This window comes from Entomohabitans teleogrylli (assembly GCF_001484765.1).
In the GTDB taxonomy this organism is placed as follows: domain Bacteria; phylum Pseudomonadota; class Gammaproteobacteria; order Enterobacterales; family Enterobacteriaceae; genus Entomohabitans; species Entomohabitans teleogrylli.
In genome coordinates, this window is record NZ_KQ947387.1 from 18,668 (window position 1) to 27,068 (window position 8,401).

Sequence of the window (8,401 nt, forward strand, 5' to 3'; positions counted from 1 at the left end):
TGATGTCCAGTAAAAATTATTATGATGTAACAGAATGGGATGTTGGCAATCCGTATAGCGATATTGGCGAAGTTATCAACAGTATCATCGCCGATATTAAAACGAGACAAACGGAGGTTGATGTTGATGAAAGCGGGAAACCGGGGGCGGTTATCTATATTCCACCGGGAGATTACCATCTGAAGACGCAGGTCTTAATTGACATCAGTTTTCTTAAAATCATGGGTTCCGGCCATGGTTTTACCTCCTCAAGTATTCGGTTCAATACGCCGGACACCTCAAACTGGCATGAAGTGTGGCCGGGAGGCAGTCGGGTCATGGTTGATTTGTCGCCGCAGGCGGATGATGAAGAATATCAGGGGGCCGCGTTTTACGTGAAACGCGATGGCGATCCACGTATAAGCTCCGTTGAATTCACCAATTTCTGTATTGATGGTTTGCACTTTGTCGATGATGGCTCAGGCAATGACGATCCTGAAAATACTTATGTGAATGGTAAAACAGGTATTTATATCGCCAGCGCCCAGGACTCATTCCGCATAAATGGTATGGGCTTTGTGTATTTAGAACACGGCTTCACCAGCTATGATGCTGATGCCCTGTCAGTACATGATAACTTTATTGCCGAATGCGGAAACTGTATTGAACTGCGCGGGTCAGGGCAGGCGTCAAAAATCACTGATAACCTGATCGGTGCCGGGTACAAAGGTTATTCTATTTATGCTGAGAACTTTGCAGGCCTGTTAGTCACCGCCAATAATGTCTTCCCTCGTGGTTCAAGCAGTGTTCATTTCTCCAACGTGGTGCGCTCGACAATAAGCAGCAACAGGCTGCACTCGTTTTATCCCGGTATGCTGGTGCTTGATAATCAATGCGCCGAAGTTCTTGTGTCTTCTAACCATTTCTTCCGTGAGCATGAGCCCTGGGAACCGATGCAAGCTTATGATAACGGTTTAGATGATTTATATGGTCTTCTGTATATTAATGGCAATAATAACTCTTTGGTTTCTAATCATATTTCAGAATCTATCGACGCACAGTATATTAAGCCACTCGGGGCCAAACCGGTCATCATCCGTGTGATTTCAGGCAGTGGAAATTATATTTCTGACAACCGTATTGTGGCGACGACCACTGCGGCAGGTAACCAGACGGCGAAAACAAATTCCTGTTTCGAGGCACAGGTGAGTTCTATGCTGTCGGTCAGGGATCTGACACAGCTTGAGGTCACCATGGTGCAGGTCGAGACAGAGTCGGTGCAAAATATTGTTCTGGACTCGGGGAGTGATGCTCAGGTCGTTCTCGACAAGGCGGTAAATGCATTCCGCCCAACCCCTGTTCCTGGCGGCGTATAGATTTTTATCTGAGTCAATCGATGAAAAAAGGGAGCTTTAAAAGCTCCCCTTTTTTATGTCAGAAAAAATACCGGACTGTTCTCAACGTTTACACCAGTTTAGCCAACGTCGGAATAGCGTCGATTGCGCCGAAGCGCGTACAGGTTAAGGCACCAACTTTGTTGGCCCATGTGACATCCGCCGTGAAATCATCAAAGGTTATCGCTCGGCTGTCCCGCTGCGTAAAGCGCAGTAGCAGTGCGCCAACAAAAGCGTCTCCAGCTCCCGTTGAATCGACAGATTTAACCGAAATAGAAGGAACCAGTGTTTGCTCCCCGTTTCGATGACTGGCCCAGGTTCCCTGGCTGCCGAGGGTGATGGTGGCAAAGGTGGCTCCCCGGTCGTGTAAATATCGACATCCCTGAACCCTGTCAGTCTGACCGGTAATAAGTTCCAGTTCTTCTTCACTCATTTTGACCACATCGGCCATATTCAGGAAGGGTTCGCAGCGGCGAATAAATTCAGCTTCGTTACCTCCCCACAATCCACTGCGAAAATTAGGGTCGAAAGAGAGCATTTTTCCCTGCTCTTTCGCCCGACGTGCGATCGTAGCGTAGGTCTCATAAAACTCTCCGTCCATTAAGCCAGTGGCCGCCCCGAGGTGAACTATCCTACTACCACTGAGAAAATCAGCAGGCAAACTTTGCAGTGATAAATTGCGATCAGCCCCACGGCAGAATACAAAATCGCGCTCGCCGTCGTGTTGGATCCCCACAAAAGCCAGCGTTGTGGGAAGGGCGTTATCGCGAATAATCAGAGTGGTATCCACTGATTCCTGACGCAACGTCTCTATCAAAAACTCGCCAAAAGGATCGTTTCCTACCTGTGCAGCCAGCCGAACATTCCCCCCTAGACGGGTAATCGCTACCGCAACGTTTGACGGTGCACCGCCTGCTTTCTTGAGGAAGTTCTCGCCTTTTACCAGCCCCTGATCGATGTTGGTACAAACAAAATCAATCAACAGTTCGCCCAGGCAGACAATACTCTGACCATTAATGGTTGCTTCTAAGCTCATTATTACTGACTCCATGTCGTACGATATTGTGATAACAACACTGTAGTGAGCGTCGCGGTCGAGTTGTATTCCAGGGCGAGGCGCTGGCATGCACTGATATGGAAATAGCGACGCGTGCCACACTGGCTACCTTGGTTGGCAAATACCTCAACAATGCCCGCATCAAAGAACAGCTCCAGTTCGCTGAGCTCATCCACATAGACGCTGTAGCGCATATCGTCCAGGCCTACGGCCTGTAGCGTCAGCATATTTTCGTTATAGCGCAGCGTTATATGCTGATCATTTTCGTCCTGCAACGACAGGATTAACTGGTCGATTTCGCTTCCTTTAAGCTGTAGCGAGAATGATTGCCATGTATCAAGACGGAGCTGTAACCGCCCTTCAGAGCATGAGCGGAGATGTTCGTGTTGTTGGATGACACAAGAAGCTGGCGGTGGTACGGGGAGCATACACACCTGACCAGCATCATTAAGTGCAAACTGGCGCGGCAGCGACAATTCACCGTTGTAGACTGAATCAGCGGTCTTCTTGCTGGCCCAGTTGTACAGCCATGCAAAACCAATAGTTTTATCCTCATCGCGAAATGTTTGCAGCGCATAAAAATCCGTTCCGAAATCAAGTGTCTGCAATGCTTTATCATCCGGGATAAAGCGACCCTGACTAAACTCGCCTGTCAGGGCATAAAGCAGGTTATGTCGCCCGGTTTTCGCTTCCGTATAGCCCACGATCCCCATGATTAACACCCATTTATCCCCGATCGGGAAAAAGTCCGGGCATTCCACACAACGCCCTCCGTGCTGGCTGAACGTTTTATCTGCTCGATAGAGAACGTGGTCAAATACCCAGTCATCGCCGTTTGGCGAGGTGAAAAGCAACACCGCAGGATCGTTGTCCACCGCTGCGCCCAGCAACATGAAATAACGCTGTTGCTGTTTATCAAACCAGACTTTAGGATCGCGGAAATCGCAGCTCACACCCTCGGGCAGCTCGCTCAACACTTGCTTAACGGATTCCACTTTATCCAGCCAGCGGCCAGGCCGGGCACACTTCTGAACCTCGCGATAACCGGTATACAGATCGTAGGCAGGTAAACGTTCGGTGAAGTAGAACCGGGTAGTACCGTCGTTATCCTGGAAAGCCGTACCGGAAAACGCACCACCGGTCGCGCCAAGAGCTTCAAGATTCTGCTCTGGCTGTAAAAACACCGGATAGTGACGCCAATGGTAGAGATCGTTACTGGTGGCATGTCCCCAGTGCATTGGCCCCCATTCAGTGCTATGCGGATGAAACTGATAGAAAAGATGATAGGTATCGCCAATTTTGCACAATCCGTTAGGATCATTCATCCAGCGGCTAAAAGGAGAAAAGTGCAACGCCGGGCGCAGTGGTTCTTGCTTATACCAGGTCTCCATCTCACCAAGCCCCACAACCCGTAACGTACCGGCTTCACTGAGCAGGTACGTTACCCCAACCCGGTGCACCGTTTCGGGTTGCCAAAAGTAAAATAACGAAATATCCGCCGCATCATCATCCCATTCGATCGATATCGGTTCGTCAGAATAGTGAGTACAGGTGAAATACTGATAATATTCAGCCGCTGTTTTTATGGCATATACTATTTTTCCGCTCACTGAAAACTGTAGTAATGGCAAACACGAGTCGTGGTTTTTCTTCAGCCACAGGTCAAATCGCGTGCCTGATGCTGCGGGCAATACTAATTTTTTCATGGTGATTACTCTTTGGTTAATAGATATGGATATTTTTTCAGGCGAAAACCCTCCACCTTCGGCAGAATTTTTAAAGTCGATTAATATTTGATGTGTAAGAAACGCAGGTTAATTTTTTATTATCGTCATACCTAGGCTGCTTTCTCGGACAATCAGTCGGGTTGTTAACTCCACTGAATCAATGCTGTCTTTTGTCTCACTGCTGTTGATCAATTCGAATGCTAACTTGCCCATTTCATTAATAGGCTGAGCGATGCTGGTGATGTTCATCATTTGTGCAATGATAGTATTATCAAAACTTGCCACCGCAATATCTTCAGGGATATTGATCCCTTTACGGCTCAGACGTTCAATCACGTAGCTTGCGGCAACATCGTTATAAATAAACAGACAGTTTATTCTTTCATCCTGTGAAATTATGTTGTCCACAATATTGTCCAGCGAGTGGATATGTCCCCTGTTAATTTCTCCGTCACCTTTCGGTATCCAGTAACTATGGTGTTTTTCCACCTTGTGACCGTGACTGAGTACTCTTTTGCAGAAGGCTGACATTTTACGGTTGTCTACGCCATCCTGACCAATAAAACCTGGGCGGATACGGCCGATATCGATAAAATGTTCGGCTATTGTTTCTGCTCCGCGTTCCTGATTGTTGCAAACCGAATTAAAGAAACGCGAATTTTGTGTCACCACTGCGGTATGAATACCGGTGTTTATCAGCCACTCCGACAAGGAAGATTCGGCTTCAGTCGGCACCCAAATCAATGCCTCAATGCCCATCCCGACCAATGTTCTGACTATTTGCTTGTCCTGAAATGGCTGGTTTTGATGAGTTTTAATAATGACCGATTTCCCGACGTATCGCGCTTCTTCCTCAAGCGAGGCCAGAAGTTCGCAGAAATGCGGGTTAATTAAATTCGGCACCACGACCCCTATCAGACCAGAGCATTTTCCACTCAGTAAAACGGCATTTCTGTTGGGAACATAGCAGAGAAAATCCATCGCTTCGTGCACTGCCCGGCGGGTTTGTGCTGTCACGCTAGGGTGGTTGTTAATCACCCTTGATACCGTGGCGGTTGAAACGCCCGCTTTCGTTGCTACATCTCTGATCGAAGCCATTAAGTCATGTTACCGATTACATAAGTTACATGCATTGTAACTCAGCACCTGACAAAAAATATCTGGTAGATCTCATGTTTGATTGTTACATATATATAGCTTCGGGTTCACAGATTCAGATTGCCAGAACGTTTCTTAACCAGCTAAAACTGAATCGCCACGGTTTAGGTAGTCATTTTTCGGTATGCAGATAATCCCCAACTTCCGCTTTGGCACAGAGTGGCCTGCCTGACGGACTAAATCAGGCGACTAGCCACTAAAACTACTTACTGGCATTCTATGATCGCAAATATTCACCGCTATCCCAGCTTTTCAGGTAGTTTCATTATTTTTATAAAGCGATTGTATCCGACAAACCTGCGAAGCACTGTAGCCCGTTGCATCTGCAGTTTCACGGATGCTCAGTTTCTTGACCTGCCGGTAGTACAGGACTTTCTGATGTCGCTCCTGATCGGCCTGTTTACCCCGGTATTTCCCCAGTGTATGCGCCCGTTCAATTCCCTGCTTCTGGCGCTGGCGGCGGCTCAGCCAGTCCTTATGCGACATTGCGGCCATCAGGTCGATAAGCATGTTATTGATGGCGGTTATCACGGCGCGGGTGATTGGGTCAGCCTGAGAAGGGTCTTTATCTGACAGCGCCTGCCATGAAGTGGGCACATCCAGGCTAACAATCCGCAGTTCGTGTTGTTCTATCTGCTTTTTCAGCGTCATCCAGTCGCTGTTACTCAGACGGGTCAGGCGGTCAATTTGCTCGACCAGCAAAATATCATTGCGGTGACTGTCCATCAGTAAGCGACCCAGTTCCGGGCGGTCAAGTTTTGTACCGCTGATATTCTCCCGGTAGTAACTGGCTATTTTATGTCCCCGTTCCTCAACAAACTGCTCCAGCATCTCTTTTGCCCGATCGGCGAACTGATCTTCCGTTGATGCCCTTAAATAAGCTCTGATGAACATTTTTTCACCACGTTATCGCATTTAGGTTATTACATTTAATCTATCGCATATAGGTTATGTCATTCATCGTGTGCCGTCACGTTTTGGTTATGGCGTCAGGGTGTACCCTTATGCGATACCTGGTTTTGTTAAAAATACTGCACTGAATAATTTACTAGGAAAACTATATGGCAAGGAGGCAGATTCTTTCTATTTCTGAAAGAGAATCATTACTGGCATTACCGGACGATGAGTTAACGCTGACGCGGATGGCCTATTTCAGTGAGCATGATCTGGCGCTTATCAGTGCTCACCGTAAACCCGCCAGCCGTTTTGGTTTTGCCGTCCTGCTTTGCTATCTGAAAAATGTCGGCTTTGCCCCGGATAAAAAAATCCCACCCTCTCAGGGGCTGTATCCGAACCATGTCTGGGGCATGGATTTTGTCTCTGATGCGCTGTTTGACGGCCGCCGGTTGCGTCTGTTGACGGTGATTGATCTGTACACCCGCGAATGTCTGGGGATCTGTGTCGGGCAGAATCTGCGCTCAACGGAAGTCGCGGAAATGCTGAACAGCATCGCGCTCAGCCGCCCGCTTCCCCGGTTGCTGAAAATGGACAATGGCTCTGAATTTGCAGGGAAAATGCTGGATAAGTGGGTGTATGAGCGTGGGATCCGCATTGATTTTTCCCGGCCGGGAACGCCAATGGATAATGCCAGCGTGGAGTCATTCAACGGCAGGTTACGCCAGGAGTGCCTGAACGAGAACTGGTTCATGTCGCTGGAGGATGCACGGTGCAAAATCGAGGCGTGGCGCATACACTATAATCAGAGGCGTCCCCATTCTGCACTGGGCTGGATGACGCCATCCGAATTCGCTGAGAAGTCTGCCGGTTGTCAGAATATGCAGCCAACATGAAGCCGGTTATTCCTGATTATGACTGGATCATATTCGGGGTCAGGGTCAAAACGCATTGTTCCTCCCAGAGGAAAGGTTTAATAAAAAGGAATTTCACAATGTTTATTAATGTTCGACTGAACGCTGTTACCCGGCTTACGCCGTTTTTCTTTAAGCGCTTTGTTTTCAATACGATGCTAATCGGCATACTTGAAGGTTATCTGATGTCTATCCATCCCGCATATTCTGCCCAGGAAAAAACCAACTACCGCAGTGTCTTTGATGGCAAGTATCTCTATTGCGCGATAAAAACCAACGGCGTAGAAGGGCAAAATAACCGCAGTGCGGTCCTGCAGGATTTGGGGTTTGTCTCCAGCAGCACAGCCGCAATTCTGGCGCTGGAAAACGGTGAAAATGAGATTAGCGTTGAAGTTGGCGCGCTGAACTGGTTTAAAACGAATATCAGCGTTCTAAAAGAAAAATCGCGTTTTTCACCTGACGCCTATTGCAACCTGCAATTCATGTCTATCCAGGATGAACAATACACAACCATCAGCGAAATCCAAATCTCCGTTGACAGTTCAGGTAATCCGGTGTCAAAAGACACACAAACTGTTCGCAGTGAAAAAAATGCCAGCCAGGTTCAACCCGGCTATATTGAAGACGATTTCTACCTGCCGGAGTTTTATCCAACTGGAATGAAACTCTATGAGTTTACGAAAAAAGTCCAGGTAAACGGCGTACCTGACTGGGCATGGACAAAAGCTGAAGCTTACACTGATTCACCTGAGCAACGTGCCAAGCTGGAGCAAGCCTATATGGAAATCTGGCAGGCATTTTATCAAAAAGATCTAAATAAAATAAAAGCACTATATGGCACAGCCTTAGATGCCTGGGCTTATGCAACCCATTCCACACCGGACAAAATTTTTCAAAGTTACGACTTTTATAACAACATGAAAAATGAAGAGGATTTTAAAGTCCTGTCATTTAATCCAGAAGCGTATGACGTCGTTATTATGAATAAAGGACGTATGGTACGCCTGGTGAATAAATCAGAGCCTGATTTTTCTCCATTAACTTATCTAGTTGGTGACAATATCTCTTCCGTTTCACCTGTCCTGTCACTCATTGACGATAAATTTGTCATAGTGTTATAAAAGACGCCAAACAGAGCCGGAAATAACCGGCGCTGAAAATGGGAGGTGGGCAGGAATGCCCCCGAGCGTATCCGCCAGGGAATGGCGGAGTTAAGGTGCTGAAAGCATTACTTGTATTAGTCGCGACTTGATCTGACATATGACCTTGAAAGGTTGA

The 8,401-nt window shown here is 47.5% G+C and carries 6 protein-coding genes and 2 pseudogenes; 4 read left to right on the plus strand and 4 right to left on the minus strand.

Annotation, left to right across the window (positions count from 1 at the left end):
• Nucleotides 1-2: 2 nt before the first annotated feature.
• Nucleotides 3-1,355 (plus strand): NosD domain-containing protein, encoded by a 1,353-nt coding sequence (locus tag AQ981_RS12380; RefSeq protein WP_058912054.1) that lies wholly within the window; start codon nucleotides 3-5, stop codon nucleotides 1,353-1,355.
• Nucleotides 1,356-1,443: 88 nt separating this feature from the next.
• Here AQ981_RS12380 and AQ981_RS12385 read toward each other — a convergent pair whose 3' ends face one another.
• The 4 genes from AQ981_RS12385 to AQ981_RS12400 form a co-directional block, all read right to left on the minus strand.
• Nucleotides 1,444-2,409, minus strand: coding sequence for a carbohydrate kinase family protein (locus AQ981_RS12385; RefSeq protein WP_058912055.1), 966 nt, complete (start codon nucleotides 2,407-2,409; stop codon nucleotides 1,444-1,446).
• A 2-nt stretch (nucleotides 2,410-2,411) separates the two neighbouring features.
• On the minus strand, nucleotides 2,412-4,136 hold the full coding sequence (locus AQ981_RS12390; protein WP_058912056.1) for a GH32 C-terminal domain-containing protein: 1,725 nt from the start codon (nucleotides 4,134-4,136) through the stop codon (nucleotides 2,412-2,414).
• A gap of 108 nt (nucleotides 4,137-4,244) precedes the next feature.
• Complete coding sequence (locus tag AQ981_RS12395) at nucleotides 4,245-5,255, minus strand: LacI family DNA-binding transcriptional regulator (RefSeq protein ID WP_058912057.1); 1,011 nt, start codon at nucleotides 5,253-5,255, stop codon at nucleotides 4,245-4,247.
• A 312-nt stretch (nucleotides 5,256-5,567) separates the two neighbouring features.
• Nucleotides 5,568-6,209 (minus strand): recombinase family protein, encoded by a 642-nt coding sequence (locus tag AQ981_RS12400; protein WP_058912058.1) that lies wholly within the window; start codon nucleotides 6,207-6,209, stop codon nucleotides 5,568-5,570.
• A gap of 167 nt (nucleotides 6,210-6,376) precedes the next feature.
• On the opposite strand from AQ981_RS12400, the pseudogene AQ981_RS28115 reads away from it, so the two are divergent.
• The 3 genes and pseudogenes from AQ981_RS28115 to AQ981_RS12410 all read left to right on the plus strand — a co-directional run.
• A pseudogene (locus AQ981_RS28115) lies at nucleotides 6,377-6,601 on the plus strand (DUF4158 domain-containing protein); the annotation flags it as partial.
• Nucleotides 6,602-6,604: 3 nt separating this feature from the next.
• A pseudogene (locus tag AQ981_RS12405) lies at nucleotides 6,605-7,105 on the plus strand (IS3 family transposase); the annotation flags it as partial.
• Between the two features lie 98 nt (nucleotides 7,106-7,203).
• Nucleotides 7,204-8,244: a hypothetical protein gene (locus tag AQ981_RS12410; protein WP_058912059.1), complete on the plus strand. Its 1,041-nt coding sequence runs from the start codon at nucleotides 7,204-7,206 to the stop codon at nucleotides 8,242-8,244.
• Nucleotides 8,245-8,401: the final 157 nt, after the last annotated feature.